Source organism: Serratia sp. CY83965 (assembly GCF_052166375.1).
Lineage (GTDB): Bacteria > Pseudomonadota > Gammaproteobacteria > Enterobacterales > Enterobacteriaceae > Serratia > Serratia marcescens.
The window spans coordinates 47,210-71,398 of the sequence record NZ_JBJNOV010000001.1; the positions used below are offsets into that span (position 1 = coordinate 47,210).

At 55.8% G+C, this 24,189-nt stretch carries 24 protein-coding genes; 15 read left to right on the plus strand and 9 right to left on the minus strand.

Annotation, left to right across the window (positions count from 1 at the left end; translation table 11 throughout):
* Window positions 1-5: 5 nt before the first annotated feature.
* Window positions 6-2,339, plus strand: a complete 2,334-nt coding sequence (locus ACJ8PL_RS00265; protein ID WP_442530710.1) for a primase-helicase zinc-binding domain-containing protein — start codon at window positions 6-8, stop codon at window positions 2,337-2,339.
* Between the two features lie 218 nt (window positions 2,340-2,557).
* Here the strand turns inward: ACJ8PL_RS00265 and ACJ8PL_RS00270 are convergent, their stop codons facing one another.
* The 7 genes from ACJ8PL_RS00270 to ACJ8PL_RS00300 all read right to left on the minus strand — a co-directional run bounded on the left by ACJ8PL_RS00270 (window position 2,558) and on the right by ACJ8PL_RS00300 (window position 8,328).
* Window positions 2,558-3,664, minus strand: a complete 1,107-nt coding sequence (locus ACJ8PL_RS00270) for an SAVED domain-containing protein (protein WP_442530712.1) — start codon at window positions 3,662-3,664, stop codon at window positions 2,558-2,560.
* A gap of 1 nt (window position 3,665) precedes the next feature.
* The gene (locus ACJ8PL_RS00275; protein WP_442530713.1) at window positions 3,666-4,220 is read right to left on the minus strand and encodes a 3'-5' exonuclease; all 555 of its coding nucleotides are present in this window, start codon (window positions 4,218-4,220) and stop codon (window positions 3,666-3,668) included.
* A complete protein-coding gene (locus ACJ8PL_RS00280; RefSeq protein WP_442530714.1) occupies window positions 4,210-4,689 on the minus strand; it encodes a hypothetical protein in 480 nt (159 codons plus the stop codon). The genes ACJ8PL_RS00275 and ACJ8PL_RS00280 overlap by 11 nt, the downstream gene beginning before the upstream one ends.
* Window position 4,690: 1 nt before the next feature.
* Complete coding sequence (locus tag ACJ8PL_RS00285) at window positions 4,691-5,917, minus strand: SMODS domain-containing nucleotidyltransferase (protein ID WP_442530716.1); 1,227 nt, start codon at window positions 5,915-5,917, stop codon at window positions 4,691-4,693.
* A 132-nt stretch (window positions 5,918-6,049) separates the two neighbouring features.
* Window positions 6,050-6,334 (minus strand): DUF3892 domain-containing protein, encoded by a 285-nt coding sequence (locus tag ACJ8PL_RS00290; protein ID WP_442530717.1) that lies wholly within the window; start codon window positions 6,332-6,334, stop codon window positions 6,050-6,052.
* A gap of 684 nt (window positions 6,335-7,018) precedes the next feature.
* Complete coding sequence (locus tag ACJ8PL_RS00295; RefSeq protein ID WP_135637813.1) at window positions 7,019-7,486, minus strand: hypothetical protein; 468 nt, start codon at window positions 7,484-7,486, stop codon at window positions 7,019-7,021.
* The gene (locus tag ACJ8PL_RS00300) at window positions 7,483-8,328 is read right to left on the minus strand and encodes a winged helix-turn-helix domain-containing protein (protein ID WP_442530718.1); all 846 of its coding nucleotides are present in this window, start codon (window positions 8,326-8,328) and stop codon (window positions 7,483-7,485) included. Before ACJ8PL_RS00300 ends, ACJ8PL_RS00295 begins: the two co-directional genes overlap by 4 nt.
* Window positions 8,329-8,704: 376 nt before the next feature.
* Here ACJ8PL_RS00300 and ACJ8PL_RS00305 point away from each other — a divergent pair, with 376 nt between their 5' ends.
* From ACJ8PL_RS00305 to ACJ8PL_RS00365, 13 genes are all read left to right on the plus strand, one after another.
* Complete coding sequence (locus ACJ8PL_RS00305) at window positions 8,705-9,229, plus strand: fimbrial protein (RefSeq protein ID WP_442530720.1); 525 nt, start codon at window positions 8,705-8,707, stop codon at window positions 9,227-9,229.
* An 84-nt stretch (window positions 9,230-9,313) separates the two neighbouring features.
* On the plus strand, window positions 9,314-9,859 hold the full coding sequence (locus ACJ8PL_RS00310; RefSeq protein ID WP_265527265.1) for a fimbrial protein: 546 nt from the start codon (window positions 9,314-9,316) through the stop codon (window positions 9,857-9,859).
* A 54-nt stretch (window positions 9,860-9,913) separates the two neighbouring features.
* Entirely contained in the window at window positions 9,914-12,460 is a 2,547-nt protein-coding gene (locus ACJ8PL_RS00315) for an outer membrane usher protein (RefSeq protein ID WP_442530721.1), read from the plus strand.
* Window positions 12,461-12,467: 7 nt separating this feature from the next.
* Window positions 12,468-13,217 (plus strand): fimbria/pilus periplasmic chaperone, encoded by a 750-nt coding sequence (locus ACJ8PL_RS00320; RefSeq protein WP_442530722.1) that lies wholly within the window; start codon window positions 12,468-12,470, stop codon window positions 13,215-13,217.
* A 29-nt stretch (window positions 13,218-13,246) separates the two neighbouring features.
* The gene (locus ACJ8PL_RS00325; RefSeq protein ID WP_442530723.1) at window positions 13,247-13,900 is read left to right on the plus strand and encodes a fimbrial protein; all 654 of its coding nucleotides are present in this window, start codon (window positions 13,247-13,249) and stop codon (window positions 13,898-13,900) included.
* A gap of 10 nt (window positions 13,901-13,910) precedes the next feature.
* Window positions 13,911-14,411, plus strand: a complete 501-nt coding sequence (locus tag ACJ8PL_RS00330) for a fimbrial protein (protein WP_442530725.1) — start codon at window positions 13,911-13,913, stop codon at window positions 14,409-14,411.
* Window positions 14,412-14,425: 14 nt separating this feature from the next.
* Window positions 14,426-14,902 carry a fimbrial protein gene (locus ACJ8PL_RS00335; protein ID WP_308346740.1) on the plus strand — a complete coding sequence of 159 codons (477 nt, stop codon included), beginning with the start codon at window positions 14,426-14,428 and terminating at the stop codon, window positions 14,900-14,902.
* A gap of 14 nt (window positions 14,903-14,916) precedes the next feature.
* Complete coding sequence (locus ACJ8PL_RS00340; RefSeq protein ID WP_080497505.1) at window positions 14,917-15,441, plus strand: fimbrial protein; 525 nt, start codon at window positions 14,917-14,919, stop codon at window positions 15,439-15,441.
* Window positions 15,434-16,420, plus strand: coding sequence for a reverse transcriptase domain-containing protein (locus tag ACJ8PL_RS00345; protein WP_442530727.1), 987 nt, complete (start codon window positions 15,434-15,436; stop codon window positions 16,418-16,420). The genes ACJ8PL_RS00340 and ACJ8PL_RS00345 overlap by 8 nt, the downstream gene beginning before the upstream one ends.
* A 1,611-nt stretch (window positions 16,421-18,031) precedes the next feature.
* Window positions 18,032-19,576, plus strand: a complete 1,545-nt coding sequence (locus ACJ8PL_RS00350; protein ID WP_442530728.1) for a Wzy polymerase domain-containing protein — start codon at window positions 18,032-18,034, stop codon at window positions 19,574-19,576.
* Between the two features lie 71 nt (window positions 19,577-19,647).
* Window positions 19,648-20,205 (plus strand): LuxR family transcriptional regulator, encoded by a 558-nt coding sequence (locus tag ACJ8PL_RS00355; RefSeq protein ID WP_442530729.1) that lies wholly within the window; start codon window positions 19,648-19,650, stop codon window positions 20,203-20,205.
* A 70-nt stretch (window positions 20,206-20,275) separates the two neighbouring features.
* Window positions 20,276-20,446 (plus strand): hypothetical protein, encoded by a 171-nt coding sequence (locus ACJ8PL_RS00360; RefSeq protein ID WP_442530730.1) that lies wholly within the window; start codon window positions 20,276-20,278, stop codon window positions 20,444-20,446.
* A gap of 623 nt (window positions 20,447-21,069) precedes the next feature.
* Complete coding sequence (locus ACJ8PL_RS00365) at window positions 21,070-21,288, plus strand: TM2 domain-containing protein (RefSeq protein ID WP_015376761.1); 219 nt, start codon at window positions 21,070-21,072, stop codon at window positions 21,286-21,288.
* Between the two features lie 50 nt (window positions 21,289-21,338).
* On the opposite strand, the gene ACJ8PL_RS00370 is transcribed toward ACJ8PL_RS00365, so the two are convergent.
* Window positions 21,339-21,869, minus strand: a complete 531-nt coding sequence (locus ACJ8PL_RS00370; RefSeq protein WP_240293891.1) for a hypothetical protein — start codon at window positions 21,867-21,869, stop codon at window positions 21,339-21,341.
* A gap of 485 nt (window positions 21,870-22,354) precedes the next feature.
* On the opposite strand from ACJ8PL_RS00370, the gene ACJ8PL_RS00375 reads away from it, so the two are divergent.
* The gene (locus tag ACJ8PL_RS00375) at window positions 22,355-23,470 is read left to right on the plus strand and encodes a hypothetical protein (RefSeq protein ID WP_240293892.1); all 1,116 of its coding nucleotides are present in this window, start codon (window positions 22,355-22,357) and stop codon (window positions 23,468-23,470) included.
* A gap of 3 nt (window positions 23,471-23,473) precedes the next feature.
* Here ACJ8PL_RS00375 and ACJ8PL_RS00380 read toward each other — a convergent pair whose 3' ends face one another.
* A complete protein-coding gene (locus ACJ8PL_RS00380) occupies window positions 23,474-24,178 on the minus strand; it encodes a hypothetical protein (protein ID WP_016928946.1) in 705 nt (234 codons plus the stop codon).
* Window positions 24,179-24,189: the final 11 nt, after the last annotated feature.

A 24,189-nucleotide genomic window follows, 5' to 3' on the forward strand; every position in this document is an offset into this window, starting at 1 on the left:
AGAGCATGAGCGCCCAGTTCGTTTCCCAGACCGTACGCACCGCCACCGGCCACTGGCCGGTGATACTCCCGGCCCTCGGCATTGCCTTGCAGCCGAACGGCAAGCCGCAGCCGTGCCCGACCTGCGGCGGCAAAGACCGCTTCCGTTTCGACAACCAGGACGGGCGCGGCACCTGGTTCTGCAATCAGTGCGGGGCCGGTGACGGCCTCAACCTGGTAGAAAAAGCCCTGTCGCTGTCAGCAAAGGCCGCCGCCGAACAGGTGGCTGCCGTGATGGGAGAAAACACCAACGCCCTGCCACCGGCCGCTGAGACTGGTCATTCAACGAAAGATAAGGCCGAGTCTCAGTGCAAGGCCGCGCGACAGGCACAGGCTCTGGTGGCTGCCGCTCAACGTCAGACCGGCAATGCCTACCTGAGCGCCAAAGGCTGGCCGGAGGTGGACACCCTGACCTTGCAGGGCCAGCCGCTGCGCGTTGGGGGTATCACTTTCCAGCCCGGCGACCTCTTGCTGCCACTGTATAATGCCGGGGGCGAGGTGGTTAACGTGCAGCTGATTAACGCCAGCGGGGACAAGCGCATGCTGGCAGGCGGGCAGGTGAAAGCCGCCTGCTACATTCTGAACGGCCCGGACAACGCGGTTATCTGGCTCACCGAAGGCTATGCCACCGGCCTTACCGTGCACCGCCTGACCGGTGAGGCGGTGTGCGTGGCACTCAGTGCCAACAATCTGGCGGCGGTGGCGCAGCAGCTGCGCAGCCATTACCCGGATGCACGGTTGCTGCTGGCGGCCGATAATGACCGCAGCGGCACCGGGCAGACCCGCGCCGTCGAGGCGGCCACACGTACCGGCGGTATCCCGGCACTGCCGCCCACGGAAGGCGACTGGAACGATGTCTACTGTCAGCAGGGCGCTGAGTCCACGCGCGCGCAGCTCCAGGCGTTCAGCCAGCCGCCGCAGCCCAGCCCGTTCGACACGCTGAGCGATGCCGATTTAAAAGCCATGAGTGCCAGTGAGAAAGCCGAGCTGCTGGCCGAGCACTACGGCAATACCCTGGCGGTGCCGCCGGTGGGGGAAGAGCTGTGCCGCTACACGCGCGGCGCTTGGCAGGTGCTGCCACACCGGCAGCTGAGCCGGGAGATTGCCGCGCTGTTCCAGAAGGTGCGCGCGCCGTTCTCCGCCGCCGGTATCAATAGCATCCTGGACACCCTCAAGCTGATGGTGCCGCAGATGGGCGACCCGGCCCGCCGGTTGATAGGCTTTCGTAACGGGGTGTTTGATACCGTCAGCGGCCAGTTTAGCGCCCACCGCCAGGAACACTGGCTGCGCACCGTCAACAGCGTGGACTATACCCCGCCGCGTGCCGGGGAGAACCTGGCCGACCATGCACCGCACTTCTGGCAATGGCTGACGCGGGCCGCCGGGGGCAATCACGACAAGCAGGAACGCATTCTCGCGGCACTCTTTATGGTGCTGGCCAACCGCTACGACTGGCAGCTGTTCCTCGAGGTGACCGGCCCGGGCGGCAGCGGCAAGAGCGTAATGGCGGCCATCGCCCGGCTGTTGGCAGGAAGTGATAACACCACCTCCGCCACCATCGACAACCTGGAGTCGGCGCGCGAACGTGCCTCGGTGGTCGGCTACTCGCTGATACTCCTGCCTGACCAGGAGAAGTGGAGCGGTGACGGCGCGGGTATCAAGGCCATCACCGGCGGCGATGCGGTCGCTATCGACCCCAAATACCGCGACGCCTACGCCGCCCACATCCCTGCAGTGATACTGGCGGTCAACAACAACCCGATGCAGTTCAGCGACCGCAGCGGCGGCGTCTCCCGGCGGCGGGTGATTATCACCTTCCCGGACGCGATACCGCTGGCCGAACGTGACCCGCAGCTGCTGGACAAAATTACTAATGAGCTGGCCGTCATCGTGCGTCACCTGATGCAGCGCTTCGCCAACCCGAACGAGGCCCGTACCCTGCTCCAGGCGCAGCAAAGCTCGGACGAGGCGCTGACCATCAAACGCCAGGCCGACCCACTGGTTGATTTTTGCGGTTACCTGACGGTGCTGGGTACGCCGGAAGGGATGATGATAGGCAACGCCAATATCACCCCGGCCAACCCGCGTCGCTACCTGTATCACGCCTACTTGTCGTTTATGGCGGCACGAGGCTATCAGCACGTGATGAACCTGACGGCCTTTGGTTTGGCGGTGCCGCAGACGTTAAGGGAGTATGAGAAAACCCTGCTCAAGCGTAAAACCCGGCTGGGGATGCAGACCAATGTGATATTGAGTGAAGAGTGCGAAGCGGACTGGCTGCCGAAATGTGGGGCGCTGTGACGATGAGCAGGACGATCGGCCGGGCCGATCAATTGTCCTTTATTGATCTGCCGAACCCATTGGACGCTCAATCATCGCACCGCCTATAGTGACAGTGAAAATACGCAGCAACACCAGGGCATTACCCCGACCGTTCTACGGCCGACCTAATAATGACAAGCGCTCCCAAACCGGCTCAGGCCGGTTTTTTATATCCTTGTTTCGCCCCAGTCCGACAGTCAGTCGGATGAGGGAACGGTGGGAGGCTTAACCACCGCGCCCCGGCGTTGCCCCTGCGTCGGCATCACCACCCCCCAGGGATAGGCCGGTTGCTGTTCTTTCTCATACTGATAAACAATGAGTTGCGCCAGATTGCGGTGGTCATAACGGCGGCCGAAATTGAGCGCAATGCTGCTGGGAGCGGCCAAAATCACGTGGATGCGTTCGGCGCCGCACGCCGTCAGCATTTTGACCTGTTCGATAAATTGCAGCGCCAGCCGGGTTTGTTTGGAAAGCGACCAGTGATTACCGAGCGTTGTGGAGCTCAGCGAGAGATGCGACAGCGGGTAGGCGGGGAAGGTTTGGCGTATGGCCGTAATGTCGGCCTGGTAGGACACCGAGACCGCCAGCACCACATCTTTGGCCGTTGAGGTGACGAGGCTTTCCATCAGGGTAAAATTGGCGCGGTCATCATCGGCCTTGTTGTCAATCAACCGCCAGGCCTCTTGCGCTCTGTCCCAGTCATAGACGCCGACCGGGCCATTGTCATCGAGAATGGCGCCAATGTAGAAGGTGAACGGAACCGGCAATTGCCCGCCATATACCAGCGTCAGGTCCTGATGGTCGATACCGTCAATCCGGGTGGCGATATTGCTGGCCAGCGTGCTGATATTGTCGTCAAAAGCCTCCTCCGGGTGACTGATTGCGCCATCCCGCATCCGCTGCGTCATATCGAGGGTTAATGCGTCTATCTTCCCGTTGAAATGACGGGAGACCGTTTTGTGCAGAGGTGTTGTCGCGACTTTCCGCAGCGCTCTCCCTTCGATAACTACCCCCTTTTTGCGCACCGCGATTTTAGCCTCCCGGTAGGCGTCGACCAGCAGCCAGACAAATCCCCCCAGAATGATAAACGCCGCCACAAACGTGACAGCAGAGTCCGAGATGGCATTCCCCTCGGACATGGTCAGCGAGAAGCGGGCATCGCCTTTCTCCAGCGTTAATGCCTTTCCCAGCGAGTTATTCACACTCAGGATCCCGGCGCCGAGCAGCATGATGAGGTACTGGATTTTCCGTTGGCGCGTTTTCCAGTCGACCAGCTTAATCAGAATGTATTTTACCGTTTCCATGTCAGTGCTTTTCCCTCATGTATGCGTTGATTTTCACAAACATCTCAGCCTGATACAGCGCGTCATCCAGCGCGTTGTGGCTGCCGTGGTTTTTGAGATTAAATCGGGCGTCGATACGGCTGGAGCGGGTGTTCTGCCAGTCGCAGCCGGTGGCGCCCATGTACAGGGCTTTGATATCGAGGGCGGCAAAGCCAAACGGGTTATGACCGAGATAAACGTGAAAGTAGTGATTGATGAATGACCAGTCGAACGCCGCATTGAAACCGACAAAAATCGGTTTGCTCGTGGCGTCGGTGACGGAAGTTACCCAGTGGGCAAATTGTTGCATGGCCTCTTTCGGGTCGATGCCGCGCATTATTTGGGTCTGCAGATTGAAACCGGTGACGGCCAGCGCCTCAGGCTCGTAATGCAGATTCAGCGGCTGCACTTCAATGTAAAAGCGTTCCGCCGGGCGGTCGATGACGCAGGCGCCGATGGAGAGCAGGCTGCACACGCCGGGTATGGGCCCGGCGGTTTCAATATCGACCGAGATAAAGCCTTCATGTTCAACGCTCATTTTTTACCTCGCTGGTGCGTGGGTGCTTGCCGCCGCCTTCCCAGTGGCCGGTGTACAGCCACTGTTCAAAATAAAACAGCCAGAGCGACGCCCAGGGAATGAGGGTGTCGCTGATTTTTAACTGGGCGCGCCATTCGCTGAGCCCGTCGTCGGCCTGTGAACGGGGCAAAAACAGGCACAGCCTGGCGCCGGGAATATGCTTGTCGGCGGGATACAGGTGCGGGATGGCCCGTGTGCCAGCCAGCGTGAAGAGATCCGGTTCTGTCACCACGCAAATCGGTGGGGTGCCGAGGCTATACCGGACCGCGACCCTGTAGCGGCGGCTGAACACTGAGGGTTGCAACCATCCTTCCCAAAGCAGGGTGCGGTCGTGATGGATAATGCGCAGCCGTTCATACGGGCCGCCGGCTTTCAACGCGCGATATTGCTGAGCGAGGGTCAGCGGTTTGCAGTGATGCCTGATAACCACGTTATTCACCGTAGAAGGTGTTTTTAGGCACGCCGGCATGGGCTGCCGTACCGGCGAGGCCGGTGGCAATCAGCCCGCCGGTTTTCTTATCAATATGCAGGCTGCCTTGTTCTCTGGCTGACTGCATATGTTCCATCAGACGTTGCCTGACGACATCGACCGGGTCTTTGCCGAAGCTGTCTTCGAGGCTCAGGAACAGGTTATCTTCCCCCACGCTGGCGGCGATGGTGTTAAACGTCGCCTGGGCCGCGGTATGCCACTGGTAAAAGGTTTCACTGCGCTGAGGGCCCTCATCCTGCTCTGAACGGTTCCACTTCTCGGCGAAGTTTTCCTCCGGCATGTGCGGGTTGCTGACCTGTATTTCTCCCTGTGTCGACACGATGAAATCCGGCATCAGTTCCAGCACGTCTAACAGGATATCCAGGTCGTTGTCGTAGGCGCGCCTGTCAGCAATGATGTGGTTGTAGGCATGGCACGCCAGCGTGGTAATGATGACCGAAATCGGGCGGCAGCGCTGCCGGACCTCATCCTGCTCTGCGGCCCATTCGTCACGGTGGCGTTTGAGAATTTGTACGATGCGATTAAGCAATTTCTTGTCGGTGCTGTCCGGCAACGGGAGTAACGCCTCGGTGCCGACGCGGCTGGCGGAATCCATGACCAGAATGGTGCGCAGGGGCTGCACGCTGGCGCTGCTCTCGAACCACTCGGCGTAGCCGCTGGGGTTGGACTCCTTCCAGGCGGTTTGTGCATCCACGACCCACAGCGGCTGGCCTAAACGTTCTGCTGCACCGGTGTGATCGCGGCCCGGTGTGATATCCAGATGGTAATCCCCGGCGTAATTGATGCGAAACCCTCGCGGTAACTCGCTTAATAGCGTTTTGTAGGTTTTATGTGATTCCAGCCGCTGGCGAATGGCCGATATCACGCCGGTATAATCCGCCTGGGTGGCATGGGGCAGATAACAAATCAGGTCAATATCGTATTGCTCTTCATTTTTGGGTTTTACGGTGGTGTTGAGCCGCACGCTGCCCTGCGGGTAAATAACGGCATCTTGCAATAGCGGATCGTCGCCTTCGGACAGAAAGGTGCCGACGCCGTTATAGGCGCTTTCGATGTTGGCATATTGGGTTTTGGTGAGATCCAGCGTTTCAATAATTTGCGATAATAAATCGGCGATACGCTGTTTTTTCCCTGAAGGCAGGTTTCTGGCGGTAGCGGAACCGTACATGGTATTTCCTTATGCTATGGGGCCGCTGTACTGCGGACGTGAAAACGCCACTGCGGCCAATAATAGAAAGAGGCGAAGCGATGGGCTGCAAGCGGGCCCGCACACCGTATCAATCATGAAACTCGGGTTGCGTCAGGGGCATTCCGGCAGGCTCAGCAGGTTATTGGGCTGTTCGCCGTCATTTTGCGTTTTGAGGTATTTATTGCCCGCCGCGCTGATTGAGACAATCACCCAGACGGAATGGCCATTGGCAGTGACCCAAAAACGCCAGGTGCCTGCCTCGATACCGGCAATGGCGTCTGCCTGGGGCAGTGACCAGCGTGTGCCATCGGCATTGACGCCGCCGATAGCCTGAATGCGCTCATGCGCATTTTGACGGTCGGATTTTTTGATACAGGTGACTTGATGGTCTGACATAACAACTCCTTGGTTAGGGGAAACGCTACGCGTGAGCGTAATTAGAAGGTATAAACAATGGAATTGAGATGTTTTGTATATACCCTATGCGGAAACCGTGTTTAAAAATATGCAACCTGTTAATGACGATGCGTTAAATAACAGATTTTTTTGCTGGTGTTTGCCATAAGTGTTCTTATTGTCTGTGGCGTTAATCATGTTTTTTGTTTTAGCTAAAGTCAATATGAGAAAAATGGTTTTTTTAAATCTTGGTTGTTTGTTTTTTATAATTTTAATAAATAAGATAATTAAGTTATTTATTATTGGCTGTGGTTGGGTGGTGTTTGTTGGTTTTTAATTTGTTAATTATCAATATGTTATGGTTTTGTATGGGGTGTTTTTTATAACTGCTTCTACATGTGGGCAGGATACTGTTACTTATTTACCGATATGAGTAGCTTTTATCAGTAATGAGTACATTAGATACGGATAGGAAGCTAACTTTCACTTAGCATTTTGTCACCGGTTTTTCACAGAACAAGAGGCTGGGGGGGATTCAAGTAACAACCACGTGACGACTTCAGGCGGCGGATATCTATATAAAGATATGGCTACTCAGCAGAGTGAGTTCGATAGAGATGAATTGCCGCGATGTGCCGGTTACCAAGGTAGATAACCGGCAATAATTTCGCTATTTGAGATAAATTAGCGCTCTGCGGCGCAGATAAGATATCCGCTGTTCAGGGATTTAATCAAGATCAGATTATTTCTCAAGTGCCATATTTCGATCTGAAAATCGATACCAGGCATTTCCGGCAAGATGTCTGCCAGCCAGATATCCTCTGGAGTCGTATCGCTGGGGTGTTTAATCACTTTAGTAATGTTTGCCTGCTTGACAGGGTTGATCTCTTGCGGAACCAGAGAGAAATGGCTGGTGCGGAAAAGCAGGTAGCTACTTTTGCTGGTTTTTACTTTACCCGTTAACGAAAACAAACCTTCCTTCTCATTTTTTAAAAATAAGGTTAGGCGGCCATCAAACTGAACGGGGCCCCTGTCATTTTCTATCATTATTTTGTAATGTGATGTGCATTTGAATGGTTCTTCCGCAAGCGTGTTGAATGAAAAAAAAAGCAAGAAGAGTGGGGTTAAGAGCCCTGTCAGCAGTTTTTTCATATTGAAGTATTTCTCTGGTTTTTGATATTGAAGCAGGTGTCGTACCGGTTGTTATCCGCTTTGCTGCAAACGGAGATTAAATCTGTTCGCACGTTTTTTTTACTAATACGATCCTCTAGGTAAAAAACATCGCTCGGTATGTTTTTACAATCCACTCCCTCTCTTTTTAGTGCGGTATTTATTTTTTCCGCTGGATCTACAAGCAGAGGTGTTTTGTTCAGTACATAAATGTCGCAGCGATCAATGCTGATAATTTTATGGTAATCATAAATTTTGCTATCTGTAATACTTAAAACTATAGCACCAAGAAGCCCAAGGAATAGCGCGGAGCTGGCTAAAAAAATAAAATTCCGATTGCGCTTCGAAGGCGCCTCATTTTTTGACGTCGGTGGTTTTATCAGCACCGCTTCTTGAATTTCGTCAGGGCTGGTTAACATCCTATTTTCTTCATCGTTCAGGTTTTGTTCTGGCGCGGCGGTACCTGCATCGGAAAGATCTACCTCAGCTTCAAATCTGAAACCCAGTTTAGGGATGGTGATGATCAGCTCATGATGACAACCTAACGATGTAAATGCTTTACGTAATTCACTGATGTAATTATTTAATCCTGCATTGGAAGCTGTAAAGCCATAGGTAAGCCATACATTGTCCAATAATGTTTCCCGGGTAACACTGAGCCCATTATTTTGTATTAATGCCAGTAGTAAACGTGTGGCAGGTTTGGTTAGTCTGGCCACGATCTGTGTATTTTCATACAGGCACAATGTCAGTTCATTTGAATCGAAAACAACAGTTTTGTTGATTATATATTTCATTTTTATAAGTTTTATATTTGATTTCATGTGAGTGTGTCTATCGTTATCCTATCTGCCGGCTTGGAATTTTCAAGAAAAATCTTATCTTTTCTGATGCTCACGATATCGATTGAAAATTTATGTTTATTATCATGAATTAAAAGTCTTCAGTATGTTGTTTTTTTCAATAAATATCAGAATTTAAAAATAATAAACAAATTATTTTTGGTGTTTTATGTCGTATAATTAGATTTATTTAGTTTATTTTGCTGTTAAGGTTTGTTGGGGGGTATCATTCTCACATCGCCGAAACAGGGGGAGAACTTAGCTCTCTGTGCTGGCGAGAGTGAAAGTATAAAAAGAGTAGTGCGTTATCGCAGGGCTCTTTCCTTAATTAATTACTTGTATATATGGAATTAACACAATGAAACTGAACAAAATCATGCTGGCAGCGGTAATGACTCTGGGTACTATTTCTATGGCTAACGCAGCTAACCAGGGTGGCGGTTCTGTTACCTTTAAAGGTTCTATCGTTGATGCACCGTGCTCAATCGAGCCAGGTACTCTGGATCAGACCGTGAAGCTGGGTGACATTACTTCTGCTCAGTTGAAAAACGGCGGCAAGTCTACCCCACAGGATATTCTGATCAAACTGGTTGGTTGCGATGTGCAAACGGCTAAAAACGTAACCACCACCTTCAGCGGTACTGAGTCTGACGCTGCGCCAGGGCTGCTGGCGATGAAAGGCAGCGCGCGCGGTGCCAGCATCGCAATCAACGATGTTGACGGTAAACTGCTGCCGCTGACCAAAACCAGCAAGGCGCAAAAAATTGAAGACGGTCAGGCGACCCTGCGCTTCAGCGCTCACCTGCAGGGCGACGGCGCATCTGCTGCCATTACCCCGGGTGAATTCAACTCTGTTGCTGACTTTACCCTGGCGTACCAATAAGCCCACGGCGATTAATTCGCACAGTTAATTGCATGCGGGGCAACCCGCATGCTGCTGATTAACGCGTTATGTGGGGGAGTAGGTATGTATTCACAGTGTGGCAAATGGATATTGCACAGTGCGGTGTTTATCAATCTGTTGCTGTGTTCTTCTTTGGCGCAATCCGCCAATCAGGGGCGTGGCGAAGTGACCGTAAACGGCCGGATTATCGCCTCGGCCTGCGCCATTGATACCGAAAGCCTCGATCAAACCATTACGATGGCAACAGTGCCCGTCAGCCAAATTATTCGCGACGGTCACGGTGAATTGCACGAGTTTACCATTAAATTGGTGAACTGTGCGTTGGAGAAATTTAACCCTGCGCTGGATGACTGGCGATATTTTGCCGTGACCTTTGATGGTAAAGCGGATGCCGATCTTTTTGGCATTGACGGTAACGCGAAAGGTATTGCCTTACAAATAACCGATAGGCAGGGGAATGTCGCTGCGCCTGGTGTTCCTATGAGTAAAAATGAGATTCAACCCGGGACGTTGGAGTTTAATTACGGGTTGAGGTTGATTGGCAATAACCAGGTAATGAAAGCCGGGAGCTATTACTCCACGGTGCGCTTTAAAATGGATTACTACTAAACCTGTCTGAATGCCAAAGCTGTGAATTAAATAATTTTTGATAAGGGTCTGCGGATGTCAATTGTTCCGTCATATGGTTGTGCAGGGAAATTACGACCGAGAATATTGGGGCGGCTGATTGCCTTTGTTTTGGCGGGAAATGCGGCTTGCTCCGTGGCTGCTGATATTGAATTCAATACCGACGTACTGGATGTGACGGATCGCGCCAATATTGACCTGGAACAGTTTTCTCGCGGCAATTTTATCATGCCCGGTGATTATTTGTTTACCGTGCATATCAATAAACAAAACCTGCCGGACCAGCCGGTGATGTATTACCCGCCGGATGACGACGCCAAAGGCAGTGAAGCCTGCATTACGCCGCAGCTGGTTGAACAGCTGGGGCTGAAAGAGAGTGCCCTGCAAAAAATCACCTGGTGGCACCAGAACCAGTGCATGAACCCTGAGAGCCTGGAAGGGATGGAGGTGCGGGGTGATTTGGGGGCGGCGGCCTTATACCTGAGCATTCCGCAGGCGTACCTGGAGTACACCGCCGAGAACTGGGACCCGCCGTCGCGCTGGGACGAGGGGATTCCCGGCCTGCTGTTCGACTACAACCTGAACGGGCAGGCCCAGCGCCAGCAAAAGCAGAACACGCAGAGTTATAACCTCAGCGGCAACGGCACGCTGGGTGGCAACCTGGGGGCCTGGCGGCTGCGGGCCGACTGGCAATCGCGGCTGGACCGCCAGAGTGGCGTCGTAAAATCGACCCGCTCCAGTTGGGACTGGAGCCGTTACTACGCCTATCGCGCACTGCCGAAACTGGGCGCCCGGCTGACGATGGGAGAGGACTATTTAAACTCCGACATCTTTGACAGCTTCCGCTTTGCCGGCGCCAGCCTGGTGACTGACGACAACATGCTGCCGCCCAACCTGCGCGGCTATGCGCCGGAGGTGACCGGCGTGGCGCGTACCAATGCCAAGGTGGTTATCCGCCAGCAGGGGCGCGTGCTGTACGAGACCCAGGTGGCGGCGGGGCCGTTCCGTATTCAGGACATCAACGACGCGGTCAGCGGCCAGCTGGACGTGCGGGTGGAAGAGCAGGACGGCAGCGTGCAGGAGTTCAAGATGGACACCGCCAGCATCCCGTACCTGACCCGCCCGGGCTCGGTGCGTTACAAACTGGCGGCCGGCCGGCCGGCGGACTGGGAGCACCACAGCAACGGGCCGATGTTCGGCACCGGCGAGTTCTCCTGGGGCGTGAGCAACGGTTGGTCGCTGTATGGCGGCGGCGTGGCGGGCGGTGATTATAACGCGCTGGCGCTGGGGGTGGGGCGCGACCTGATGATGTTCGGCGCGTTGTCGTTCGACGCCACACAGTCGCGCGCACGGTTGCCTCAGCAGGGCACACTCAGCGGCGGTTCATATCGGCTGAGCTATTCCAAGCGCTTCGACGACTACGACAGCCAGGTAACCTTCGCCGGCTACCGCTTCTCGGAGCGCAATTACATGTCGATGAGCGAGTACCTCGATGCACGCACGTACGGCACGCGCCATAACAGCAGCAAGGAGATGTACACCATCACCTTTAACCAGCAGTTCCGGGACCTGGGGTTGAGTGCCTATCTCAACTACAACCACCAGACCTACTGGGACCGGCCGGCGAACGACCGTTACAACCTGACGCTGTCGCGTTATTTCGACCTGGGGCGTTTCCGGAACATCAGCCTGTCGCTGACCGGTTACCGCAACAAGTACAACGGCACCAACGACGACGGCATGTATCTGTCACTGTCGCTGCCGTGGGGCCGCAGCGGCTCGCTGAGCTACAGCGGCAGCTACAACCGCAACGATACCACCCAGCAGGTGGGGTACTACGACCGGCTGAATGAGCGCGACACCTATCAGGTGAGCGCCGGCAGCGCGCGTAGCGGCGCCACCGCCAGCGGCTACTACAGCCACAGCGGTGATATCAGCCAGATGAACGCCAGCGCCAGTTATCAGGCCGGCCAATACAGTTCGTTCGGGCTGTCACTGCAGGGCGGTGCGACCGCCACCCTGAAGGGAGCGGCCTTGCACCGCAGCAGTGTCAATGGCGGTACCCGCATGCTGCTGGATACCGACGGCGTGCCGGGCATTCCTGTGCGCGGCTACAGCACGCCGACCCTGAGCAATGCCTTTGGCAAGGCGGTGGTGGTGGATGTAGGCAGTTACTACCGCAACCAGTTCAGCATCGACCTGAACACGCTGCCGGAGAATGCCGAGGTCAGCCAGAGCGTGGCGCAGGCCACGCTGACCGAAGGCGCCATCGGTTACCGCCGCTTCGAGGTGGTTGCCGGCGAGAAGGCGATGGCGGTGATACGCCTGGCGGACGGCAGTTCGCCGCCGTTCGGCGCCACGGTGCGCAACGGCAAGGGGCAAGAGGTGGGCATCGTCAACGACAACGGCGAAGTGTACCTGAGCGGCATCAATGCCGGTGAAGGGATGCACGTGAACTGGGGCGGCGCGGAGCAGTGCGGCATTACCCTGCCGCAGACGCTCTCGCCGAGCGAATTAACCAACCTGTTACTGCCTTGCGGCCCGGTGGCCGACGGCAAGGCGTTAAACACGAGTGAAGAGTAGAGAAACGATGAAAACCAAACATGCAGTGACATTAATTGCCGGTGGCCTGGCGGGCCTGCTGGTCGCCCAGCAGGCGAGTGCAGCCATCGCGCTGGACCGCACCCGGGTGATTTTCAACGGCGGCGACAAGTCGGTGAGCATGAGCATCAGCAACGAGAACAAGCAGCTGCCTTACCTGGCGCAGGGCTGGATTGAAGATGCCGACGGCAAAAAAATCAGCAGCCCGCTGACGGTGCTGCCGCCGGTGCAGCGGCTGGAGCCGGGCGCCAAAAGCCAGGTGAAGGTGCAGGGGCTGCCGGCGGCCAATGCGCTGCCGCAGGACCGGGAAACCCTGTTCTACTTCAACCTGCGTGAAATTCCGCCGAAGAGCGACAAGCCCAACACGCTGCAGCTGGCGCTGCAAACGCGCATCAAGCTGTTCTACCGGCCAAAGGCGATTGCGGTGACCAACCCGGAATCCGCCGCGCCGTGGCAGGAGAAGCTGACGCTGACCAAACAGGGCGATGGCTATCAGGTGAACAACCCGACGCCGTACTACGTGACGCTGGTTGATGCCAGCAGCAAAAAGGGCGGCGACAGCGCGCCGGGCTTCGAGCCGCTGATGGTGCCGCCGAAGGGCAGTGCGCCGCTGAAGGTGTCCGCCTCTGCGCTGGGGAGTGCGCCGGTGCTGACCTATGTCAACGACTACGGCGGCCGCCCGCAATTGACGTTTAGCTGTAACGGTGCGAGCTGCCAGGCAGTGGCGGGCAGCAAATAAGGTTCACGGAACTCACAGGTGGGGAAGCGATGCGAACAAGAACCCGGCGATGGAACGGTGGTTATCACCGTCATGAATGGTTGTATGCCCTGGTGGTGACGCTGGCGGCGCTGATGGTGCCGCTGTGCCTGACGGTGATGCTGTGGCTGCTGCCCTCGACGCAGGCGGCGGACAACTGGCAGGTGGAAGGCGCTCACGGCGTGCTGCATGTGCGCGGTGAGCTGACCGAAAGCGCTTGCCGGCTGGAGATGGCCTCCGCGTACCAGGCGGTCTCGCTGGGGAATACCGCCACGGCGCAGCTGGCGCAGGCCGGTGATCGCGGCGTGCCGGTGAACGTGCAGCTGCACCTGCGCGACTGCCTGCGTACCGCGTCGAACAACCGGGATACGCGTACCGGCAATCTTGTGTGGAGCGCGAAGCAGCCGGCGGTGTCGGTCAGTTTTATCGCCCCGGCGGATGCTGACAACCCGGCACTGGTGAAGGTGCGCGGCGCCGCTGGACTGGCGCTGCGCATCACCGACGCGCACGGTCACGACGTCCGCCTCGGCAGCCGCGGCGCGCCGCTGGCGCTGGCGGTGGGGCAACAGGCGCTGAACTATATCGTGACGCCGGAGCGCACCCGTGCGCCGCTGGTGCCCGGCGCCTATGCGGCGGTGGTGGATTTTCAGCTCAGCTATGACTAGGGGAAGCAGCATGACGGCAACGTTCAGACGGTACTGGCCCGGTTGCGGTCTGGTGATGTGGGTATTGATGTTCGGCCCGCAGGCACAGGCGGCCAGCACGACCATCAAAGTGACGGTGACCATTGTCGCGCCACCACCCTGTGTGATTAACAACAACAACCTGATTGAAGTGAATTTCGGCAACGACGTCATGACCACCCGCATCGACGGCAGCTACAAGAAGCAGCCGGTGGTGTATTCACTGGAGTGCAAAAACGCGCCGAACAACGCGATGAAACTGCAAATCCAGGGCACCGGCGCCGGCTTTGACAGTGAGGTGCTGCAAACCAACAAGGACGGATTGGGGGTGGCGCTGCTGCGCAATGGCAGCCGGCAGCCCATCAACAGTTGGATTAACTTTACCTACCCGACGAAGCCGACGCTGGAAGCGGTGCCGGTGAAACAGGCCGGGGCGACCCTGCGTGGCGGCGAGTTTTCTGCCGGGGCGACCATGAAGGTGGAATACCAGTGAACGGAGGGGAGGCAATGGCGCGCTATGGCTGCATTTTACTGCTGATGGCCCTCGGCGGCCCGGCGACGGCGGCGGACAACATGCGGTTCTCCGGCGTCCTTATCGAACCGCCGCCATGCACCATCAACGACGGCGGTGAGGTGGATGTCGACTTCGGCAACCGCGTGGGGGTCAGCAAGGTGGACGGCGTTAACTACCAGCAACCGGTGAACTACCGGATAAGCTGCACCCCGGGAGCCGGCGCCTGGAATATGACGCTGGCAGTGGTCGGTACGGCGGCGGATTACGATACGGCGGCCGTGGCGAGCAACATGGATGACCTGGCTGTGCGCCTGCTGCAAAACGGCAAGCGGTTCATCCTCAATCAGCCGATACCCATCAACCCGAACGCGAAACCGGTGCTTGAGGCGGTGCCGGTGAAACGGCCGGGTGCCACGCTGAAGGAAGGGGCGTTTGAGGCGACGGCGACGCTGCTGGCGGTGTACCAATGAGGCGGAGAACGGGCATGGTGAACAGGATGGTCTGCTGCGCCGCGGCATTGCTGCTGTGCAGTGTGCCGGCCGGCGCGGCAGAGAATATGCGGTTGCATGGGGCGCTGGTCGCGGAGCCCTGCGTGATACCACCGGGGGACGAGACGGTGGTGCTGGATTTTGACACGGTGATTGACAAGTACCTGTACCTGAACACCCGCACCCCCGGGCAGACATTTGAGCTGCGCCTGGCGCAGTGCGACCTGAGCTTGGGCAAGACGGTGAGGGTGACGTTCAGCGGCGCGGAAAGCGCGGGGCTGCCGGGACTGCTGGCGCTGAACGGTGCCAGCCAGGCCAGCGGTATTGCCATCGGGATGGAAACCCCGCAGGGCGAGCCGTTGCCGGTGAACCAGCAGGGTAAGGCACAGACGCTGGTGAGCGGCGCCAACACCCTGACGGCGCGGGCCTATGTGCAGGGCGAGCCGGAGGCGCTGAAGCACAAAACTATCGAGCGCGGGCCGTTCAGTGCGGTGGCGACCTTTAGCCTGGAGTATGAATAACCGCACTGAGGCATGGCAGGCCGCGTATCGCTGGCTGTGCCAACGCCGCCGCCATGCGCCGCCCAATGCCGACATTTGGCATCTGCGCTTTCACTGGGCGCAGCAAGAGAAGCAACTCTGGCAGCAACTGCAAAACGGACGTTACCGTCTGGCACCGATGCAGGCGTATCGACGGGGTAGTCGCAGTTGGGTGCAGTGGTGTGCGCAGGATGCGCTGATATTGAAGTGGGCAGCGCTGTTGGCGGCGCCGCCGCTACCAAAATCCGCTCGTTGCCTGCACTTGCGCGGGCATGGCGGTAGCACGGCTTCGGCGGCGGAAGTCCGGGAAGCCCTGACCGGTGGCGACTATGCCTTTGTCTATCGAACGGACATTCGCGGCTATTACCGGCACATCCGTAAACAGCAGGTGATTAATCAACTGAAATGGAATGTGACAGACCCGGTGCTGTTTGAGGTGATGCAGCAGTACGTGCATTACAGCGTCGAAGACGGCGGTGAGTTTTATACCCCGCCAAACGGCATCTGCCGGGGCTGCGCGCTGAGTCCGCTGATTGGCGGCAGCTTGTTGCACCACGTAGACAGTTTTTTTAACGCTCAGGAGGGCGTGTGGTATGCGCGCTATATGGATGACTTTTTGTTGTTTACCCGCACCCGCTGGCAACTGCGGCGTAGCGTTAAGCGGCTGCATGAATTTTTTGACCTGGGCGGCCTCGAAACCCACCCGGACAAGACGCAGCTGGGCAGGATTGCGCAGGGTTTTGACTGGCTGGGGCTATGGTTTACCCCCACGGGGGCCGCCATAGCGCCTAGAGCGCTGGAAAACCACCGTGCACGACGCGCGCGGCTTTACGAGCAGGCTCGCCGACAGGGGCTGTCACCGACAGAGACTGAATTGCGGGTGCGAACGTACGAAGCACGGTGGACATTATGGGCAGAGCGTATGTTGAAGGCAGTGCATAGTACTGACGAAACGGCTTAAACGCCCGACAATTCTTAGATCATATGATCTGTTGCTTCGGAACTCAAAAGTATGAAAAAGTGTCTAACCCTCCTGTATATTGTCATGTCCGTCGTGTGCTCCCGCCCGGAAAACGCGATCGCCGGGGAAGGGACCGGCACCGGGACTGCCATCGTCGATGCCTATTGGTATGACCACACTCGACAACCGATCTTCAGTATTGTGGAATGGGACGGCACCTTCCTCCAGGCCCGGGCTGGACCGAAAAATGGCTGGGTTCGGCGCTCGTTTGCGTACTATTTTACATCTGGTGACGGGTCCAATCCCAGTGTCACGGACCTAGCTGGTGTAACGTTGGATTACAACTGGGCGTATGACATGGCGGTGAACATGATGACTTCCGCGGCATTCTCGCCGACTTATCCCAACGGGCCGCCGAATCCGAAGGACCCCCCCCGGCATTACGAGATACGCTTGGACGGAGAGGTACACGACCCGAAACATGGGGGGTTGTACTATCTGAAAGTTAAGGTTCGGAATTGGTATAACTTAGTCGCTCCTGTAACGTGCCAGGCCACGTCCGCAAATATGTCGATCGGGCCCGTCCGGGCTGACGGTATCGCGTCTTCTACTGCGCCCGTCAGGCTCCGATGCGATGGAGAGGCGCAGTACCGGATGACCGTGGGATCTGCAAACGGAAGTGATCTCGTTCAGTACACGAATGGGGGCCGCGTTCGGATGGAATTCGACGGGGCAGGGGGTACGAACATCATAAGTGGGCATGCCGACAAAAACCAACCGATCGATGTGACGATTCGTGCGACGACGGTGCCAGGCACTGCTCTTCCTGGGAAGTATACTGCGTCTGCTGTGATCTCTGTAGAAATTCTCTAATGATCAACCCGGTATTGATGAGCTGGTGTTTCTTTCAGGCTTCCCTGATGTGCCGATTGATAACTACCGCGAACGGTATCGGGACGACCCGAGCCGCGGTCGGATGTGGGCAACGGCATAGTTACCGAGGACGAAATAGAACAAGGGCGGGGACCAACCTATATGGGGTATGGGGGGATATGGTGCGTGTCGGATTTGGTACGGGTCATGGGCGATGTGATGGGCGTGGGCACGGTCTATCAATGTCAACCGTCGGAAAGGTTCTGTATACATAGTGACGCTTATGCGATAACCAGTTCTGGATATAGACACCAGCATCATCCGTCGAGGCCAGTGTGCGCCCCTTCATCACTGGAAATTGATGTCTATTTTTTCGGATTTTTCTTGCACCATAGAATCCTGATGACAACAGATTTATTTCATAATGTAACACCCAGGCCATGTTGCCGGTGCTAACGCCCGGACCGGGATTACCACATCTATCAAATCGCTTCTGGAATAGGTAATTACCTTCTGAGATAACATCGATTGTGTATTTGTTTTTTAAGTGCGTGTGTGATTCTTTATACTGATAGTGACTTTTAATATATGATATTCGATCGTGTTTTTTTCTTATTTACATTTTTGATTTTTATTCCGCTCGCGATATACATCACCAATCCCGGAGGGATTGGGTTGGCGCTACCGTTCAATTTGTTATTCTATGGGGGAGCGTCTTTACTTATGGGGGCTTGCTGGATGGCAACTCCGCTGTGTCGGGTGGTGATAACCCCGACCTGCCGCACAATACTAATTGGCAGCTTGCTATTGCTACTGCCGATTATATTCACGCGTGCGGAATGGCAAAGCGCCGGCCTGTGGCGGCTGGGGGGGCTATTTGCCGGAGCGGTGTTTTATTTCACCTGGCTGCAGGTACGTATGACGGCTCGCCAGCGCCATGCGGTGCTGTATTTGATTTTATCAGCGGCGGTGGTGCAGGCGCAGGTAGTGGTGTTGCAGTTGTTTGCGCCACAACTTGCCCAATTCTGGGTGCCCGCCAACGGTGGGCGCGCTCTTGGCATTTTTCAGCAGCCTAACGTTACCGCCAGCTTAATCGCGACCGGAGCCACGCTGGCGTTGGCGGCGTTTGTGCTACCGGGGTTCCATCTGCTGAATCCATGTACAGAACGCTGGCGCCGCCGTGCGCTGGCGGTGGCGCTGGTGCTGCTGCCGATGGTGCTGGTGTGGCTGCAATCTCGCACCGGCTGGCTGGCGGGTGTTTTGGTGCTGGGGCTGTTTGCCCTGTGTTTTTTCCGCCGTTATTCGCGGGCCGTCACCATGGCTTCCGTACTGGTTGTTGGTGGCGTCATTGTTGCGGCACTGGTGTTGTGGTTGGCGGGCGATATGGGCTATGCCAGCCACGCCGGCTCCAATCAGGCGCGCTACGCGATGCTGAGTTCTACGTTGGCGATGATTGCCGAGAAACCATTGCTTGGCTGGGGGTACGGCGGCTTCGAATACAGCTTTCAGCACTTTCGCCTGGCGCAAGGTTTATCTACTCAGGGCGTGGGGATTGCCCGGCACCCGCATAACGAGCTGTTGCTGTGGTGGGTTGAGGGCGGGATTGTCGCTCTGCTGGGTATGCTGCTGCTGGTGTGGGCGGGGCTGGAATTGGTTGCGCGCGCCCACTGGCGCGACAAGCGGACTTTCGCCTGCGGCAAAGCCACTTCCGGCGAAGCGTTGGCGCTGTGCATTGCTCTGCTGCCGATAGTGTTGCACTGCCAGACGGAATACCCTTTCTACCTTTCTGCGCTGCATTGGTTGGTGTTTTTGATGCTGCTGGCGATGCTCGATCGCTTGGTCAGCCCGCGTTTGGGTAAAGGTGAAAAGCTGACGCGGTGGAAATACCCGATGCTGGCACTGTCGCTGGTGGGGCTGTGGGTGATGGCGACCGGGTTTTACAGCGGGTGGGTGCTGACGCAGGCGGAACGCAGCGGGTTGCAGGAGATACGGCAGGTGGAGGCCTTGCCGGGCTGGGCCAGTTGGATACATGACGATCGCCTGCAGTTTGATCGCCAACTGGCCGGTTTGCTGGCCTTCAACCGTTCGAACGATGAGCAGCGGCTGGAAAGCTATGCGCAGTGGGCTCAAGCATATTTGAATCGCCGTATAGACAAGAACGTTTATGCGAACCTGCTGGTTATCTTGTACCGGCAGCAACAATACGTGCGTGCGGACGAATTAAGACGCGAGGCGGCGCTATTATTTCCCTTTGATAGACGTTTTGAGCGGCGCGGTTTCTAAACGGTGAAGTGTTTAATAAACACCATTCCACATTCTAGTGCTGTATTTTACTGATTAGCGTATTAATCGATATGAAAAAGATCTTTTTGCTCAGTCAATGTCAGTACATGTGTCTGGCATTAAAGACTGTTTTTGAGAATAAAGCCGACTATACAATAGAGCATCTCAGTTCTGGTTATAAAGTTGATAAGGAGTGTGCCAATGCAACTATTTTGATTCATGTAACAGATGAGAATTATTCCGAGTTGTTGGTGTTAATGAGAAGTAGGCAGTTTTTCTGGTTAAGAAAAGCAATATTCATTACGCAGAGGCGTCTGGCGGCACTCATGAATTATTTATCAATGAAAACACTGAGGTTTATTGATGAGAGCGCAAGCGTTGAGGCATTTGAACGAGAAATTGTTGAGGGGAGCGGGTCGGAGTCTGATGCTGCAAAAGGTGATCTGTTATCGCAAGCTGAATATACCGTGTTGCGGTTCGCCGCATCAGGAATGAGTTTAACGGCAATCGCTTTCAGAACCCGAAAAAGTATAAAAACAATCAGCAGTCAAAAGATCAGTGGTTTGAGGAAACTGGGGTTAGAGAATACGCCTCACTCACTGCTTAATCTGTTTAATTTATTTTACTAAAAATTTAATTATGAGCGATTGCTGCATACGCGGCATCTCGCATCATTTTGATATGAGAGAGGTTACTATTATGTTAAGACATCAATGGGTGGCGCAAAAAGCGCGTGAAATGGCATTGCACTATGTTGTTCATACCGGAGTGGTGTATTCACCGGACGTGTTTATAAAAAAAGTGCGCGAAATGGAGGGGGTGTTTAGCCGTATTATACTTGCGGAACAGGAGGGTAAACATAATTCTTAACGTGGGCGCGGGAGCGTTTCTGATTGGTGGATGCGTGCGGCGTTCGTCGGCAGCGTTTTTCAGCGTTAAAAATCAATGTTGAAGCGCTTATAGCGTCGGGTAAAAACCATAATGTTATTTGCTCCCAAACTGGCTCGGATATGGGTTGTTCACTCTAAGGTGAACAGCGATGTGCAGTGATAGGATGGCTGCTAACGTGTCAACTCATTGAAATTAAAATGTAAACCAGGGCCGTGAACAGGGTGTATAGTTTTCCCGGCAATCTTTTTTGCGACGATGCGTGGCGGTCTGCGCGGTTTGCAATCTAAACGGTGGGTTCCCCCTGTGTTTGCTGTGTATGTTTATAGGTATAGAGGTTATATGTGTGTCTTTAAATTCATTTAAAATCATAGTGATAATGTGTCATTGTCGTTCCTATTATCGGCACCACCTCCTCTCCAGGCTCCATATGCTTACCCTTTCGCCGGTTAAACAACCGTTTAATTAATCACTGTTATAATTACCCCTGTTGAGTCTTGATGGATGAATGTTTTCTCCTCAAGCATTGCGATGCGGTGCTCTGCGGAGCGGCATCCGTTTTTGGACATGCCGGTGGTTCGGTGAGAAGTAAGGAGAAGTGCACTATGAGCAGAAAAGACAAGCTCGCGGCGGCCCTGCTGGCCATCTTCCTGGGTGGGCTGGGTATTCACAAGTTTTACCTGGGGATGAAGTGGTGGGGGCTGTTCTACCTGCTGTTCTGCTGGACGGGGATCCCGGCGATTGTCGGCTTTATCGAAGGCATTATTTATCTGTTCCAGTCGGAAGAGAAGTTCAACCAGAAATACAATCCTGGTCTGATTTAAGGCTTTGCTGGCGGCGCTTCCTGCTAAGGGAAGCGCCGTTTTTCATTCCGTTATTGTTTCTTCATCATCTTGCCGCGCATTTCTTCACTCATCATTTTATTCGAGCTGGAAATTACGCAGTTATATTGCTTGTCTTGGTTAATGATCATAAAGGTGCTGACCGGATTTTTAAAATCCTTGTCGATGGTGAAATAAATATAGGCCTGCGGCAATGCGGCCGGTTTAAAGGCGCCGAAGGCATACACATCCGCCAGGCCCAGCGCGGAGAGATCGACCGTCAGTTCCATGGGCTTCATGGAATCCGGCGATGGGAACATCGATTTGGCCGACATCATCATGCTGCTGCTGTTGATGGTGTAATCGGTTTTAACCTTCATGCCCATATATTTCGATTCCGGCATGGAAAGTTCTTTTTTGCAGGCGGCGTCATGCTGCGGCGCCGGGCTGCCGTTTTCCATCACGGCGTGCACGTGTTCCAGCGTCACTTCTGCGTTGCCGGTGGTAGGTTGCGCATCGGCCGCGTAAGCCGCGCCGCTGAAGGCGACCACAGAGGTAAGGATAATGCCCGTAACGATTTTCATTGTCGATCTCCGGAATGCTAATAATGATATTAATTGCGGTGTGTAGCCTATTGGCCTGATAAAACGCAAAGTGGCCCGTTCCGTGGAGATAAAATAGTCTCGGAATTTTTATAATAAATAGCGTGTCACCCACACGGTGCGCGAGGTTTGTTTAATTATATTGAGAGTCTTTATCTTTTGTTTTTCAGTCTGTTTACCTGCATGTAAAGAGTATGTATAAACATAGTCAATGTTTAGAATATGCACAAATTATTGCGGTTTTTTTCACTTTCATTTTTCTATTTTTAACAGGGTTATAAATATTACATTGAGAAACAGGGAGTTGTCTTTTCTACGTTAAAATCACGCAGTGAAGCATTATTTATGTAATCTTCATAGTCACAGAAATAACGCTGAAATTATTATCTTTCTATTTAACGGCTAATTATTCATGGCATAGGCTTCAACCCCTTGCGTTTCCTGCGCTAGAATCAGGCGGTTTTCTTGTGGAAAAGGATATCGTCATGGCCGCCTGGGCGCTTTTGATCGTCGGTTGGGTGTTGATTTGGCAGGATCACCCGGTTTGGGGTGTGCTGTGCATCGCGCTGTTTGCCGTGCTGCAATGGGCGAAGTACGCCGCTAAAAGCGAGCAAGAACCCGAAGAGGCGGCAGAGTGGCGCAAGACCGACTGGCATTCGCAGCCGATTGAAATGGCGCACGCCGGCGACAGCGACCGGCAGATTGGCGGCGTGGGGGAACTGGGCATGGGCGGCCCCAGCTTTTGGACGCTGCTGCTGCGCGACGGGGCGATTGTGCATGGCGCCTGTGCCGCGCCGCAGGACGTGGACGACGGCAAGCTGCGCCTGATCCCGACCCGCGGCCGCGAGGGGGAGGGGCTGACGGTCTATGAGCCTGCTGCCCGGGTGATGTATGCGCTGCCTGCGTTGACCGATCGCGAGCTGGGAGCTTTGGCCGCCGGTTCCGCTGAGGCGCTGGCGCGGCTGCGGGCGACGTGTCGGCAGGTGGAGGCCACGCCGTTGCACCTTGTACGCGGTCTGTGGGTGCCGCCGTGGGTAGCGGATCCGGCGGATCGGCTGGAGATCGCCTTACCCAACGACCGGATGCTGGCGGCGCGCTCGATGTTGCCGGCGGATCTGCGCCAGGCGGACGATCCTGCCGCGCTGCTGCACACGCCGCCTTATGAGCTGCTGCTGGATAACCGGCCGACCGATCGCTTCGTGCGCGATCTCGAACGCGTGGCGGGATCCCCGTCGGGTGACGGCTTGAGCGTCGGCGGCTGCCAGTTCCACGGCGAGCATATCGTCGATGGTCTGTACCATCTATACTTCGCCGGCGAGTGGTTCAGCCTGCTCTCTTACGCGCATAAACCGGCGGGCGGGCGCGGTTCGGACACCACCTTTTTCGTCGAGCGGGTCGAGCCGCAAGACGGCGGGGTTTTTGTGATTGAATGGGATGCTTACAGCGTGGGGCCCGACGGGCGTGAGCCGCGCGTGCCGGCCCCGCCGGTATTGGTTATCGCGGTGAGTTGGCAGGAAACGCCGCTGCAGTTGCCAACGGCCAACAACCGCGTGACCGTGCGCTTGCCCAACGCCACGGCGTAAGGCTTAAGGCAACACCCTGACTTCGCCGTTGTGCAAGGTCAGCACCGCGATTGGGCTGCCGGAGAAGCACTCCTTAAAGATCCAGTCGCTGGGCCGAAACGCCGCCGCAGGCAGGCCGGCTTGCCACTCCTCCCACTGCGGGGCCGGCTTATCCGGCGGTAAAGAGAAAGAGACCAGCCAACCGGCTTCGCAGTGCGCCATTTGACCGGTTGGGCGGGTGAAAGTATGCGCATCTGCCAGCTCCATCACCGGCGGTAAAACCTCGAAGGCGATGATCGGCACGCCGGCCACGCTCTGCGGCTGAGGAAAGCGCACGGCGGTCACGCCGTTCATCGTGATGGGGCTGTCTTCGGTGCCGGGCTGGCGCGGCTCCTGCCGGTTTACCCAGCTGCCTTTTGGCAGGGTGATTTCACCGAACGGTTTCGCCGCCTCGAGCGTCAGGTAACTGCGCCGATTCCAGCGTTCTTCCGCCCGCTGGCTCTTGAGATCCTGAAGGGCAATGTCGATCAGCATCAGCGCGAACGCCACCGGGTAGATCGCCAGCGCCGAGGCCAACAGATAGCCGCCCCAGGAAAGCGGCGGGCGCGGGCGGCCGCAGCGGGCGGCGGCGTATCGCCAGCCCCACCAGGCGAGCAGGATGCCGGCGAGCAGCAGGGCCAATAACAGCGCCAGCAGGCCGGCGGCGCCGGCGCCATAACCTAACAGCATGGCAAGTTCCT